Source organism: uncultured Roseobacter sp. (assembly GCF_947495275.1).
Taxonomy (GTDB): Bacteria; Pseudomonadota; Alphaproteobacteria; order Rhodobacterales; family Rhodobacteraceae; genus Roseobacter.
The window spans coordinates 1-1,341 of sequence record NZ_CANLYL010000050.1 but is presented as its reverse complement, the minus strand read 5'-3'; the positions used below and the strand labels follow the sequence as shown (position 1 = coordinate 1,341).

At 55.6% G+C, this 1,341-nt stretch carries 1 protein-coding gene; it reads right to left on the bottom strand.

The annotated features are described in order from the left end of the window. Nucleotides 1-236 precede the first annotated feature (236 nt). The gene (locus Q0802_RS24625; protein ID WP_298922654.1) at nt 237-1,256 is read right to left on the bottom strand and encodes an IS110 family transposase; all 1,020 of its coding nucleotides are present in this window, start codon (nt 1,254-1,256) and stop codon (nt 237-239) included. Between the last annotated feature and the right edge of the window lie 85 nt (nt 1,257-1,341).

The window sequence follows — 1,341 nt, the reverse complement described above, 5'->3', positions numbered from 1 at the left end:
GGCCTGTGTGGATGGCTCCTGCATTGCAAGAGATTTCTGTGATTGCGATGGTCTGTCAGTACAGTCGTGTGTCCGGCCTGTTGCGCGGCAGTTGCCACTGGCCTTGATGAGTTCCGCAAGTGAGGTTCCTATCGGCTAAACGACCTCTTAGGCCATGCCGATCGACGGAGTGTCCTTACTCTTGGTTGACTTCGTTTCGCATCATCACATCAAGCGTCTTGCATCTCTTGGCAGGATCAGACGATCGGCTGCCGGTATTCCTCTTGTTTCGTCAGCAGTGCCCAGATGATCCGGGCGGATTTGTTGGCCATTGCTACAGTCGCCAGCCTGAAGGGTTTCTCGTCCAGTAGTTTAGCAGTCCAGGTGTCGGCTTTCTCAGGCTTATTCTTCGCCATCAGCGCCCGTGATGTCATTCCGACGATCAGCAGTTTTCTGATGTAACGGTCACCCTTCTTGGTGATCCGTCCGAGGCGTTCTTTCCCGCCACTGGACTTGTTGAGCGGTGTTAGCCCCAACCAGGCGGCCAGATCACGGCCCGTTTTGAACTGCCGAGCATCACCGATAGTGGCGACAACAGCAGAGGCCGTGATCGGTCCAATTCCGGGCATACGCATCAGGCGTCTTGCATTATTGTCCAGCCACGCGTGCTGTTCGATCAATTTGGTCAGACCATCGATCCGGGCATTGAGTCCCCTTAGTTGGTGGCACATCACGCTGAGAATGCCGTCTGCAATCTCGGGCATCTCCAATTGGTCTTCGGTGCTGTGTTCTCTGGCAAACTTGGACACAGCCTCGATGCCCGTTGGCAGGATATGTCCAAACTCTCGGAGGATGCTGCGGATCATGTTTGCGACCTGAGTGCGTTGTCGGACGACCAGATCCCGCGCCCGATGGATAGCAAGAACTGCCTGTTGATCTGCGGACTTGATCTCGACGAACCGCATGGTCGGGCGGCGCACGGCCTCGCAAATCGCCTCCGCATCAGCGGCATCAGTCTTGCCACGCTTCACATAGGGTTTGACGTAGACTGCAGGCATTAGGCGGACATCATGGCCAAGTTTGCGCAGCTCTCGACCCCAGTGATGAGCTGACCCGCAGGCTTCCATGCCCACAACACAGCGCGGCAGCGTCTCAAAGAACGTCAGTAGCTTTGCGCGTTTGATCTTCTTGTTGATGATCTTACGTCCCGTGGCCGAGACGCAGTGCACTTGAAAAACATCCTTGGCCAAATCCAGGCCTACAGTCTTTACTGTCATTGGGTGGCTCCTCTCATTGCAGTCGATAACAACTGCACTTTGGCACGTTCGATGCCGGTGGAGCAGGAGCCATCCACATCATCCG

What these genes read in the sequence shown, in the direction of transcription:
- Q0802_RS24625 (WP_298922654.1), bottom strand. Translation starts at nt 1,256, where the DNA reads ATGACAGTAAAGACTGTAGGCCTGGATTTGGCCAAGGATGTTTTTCAA.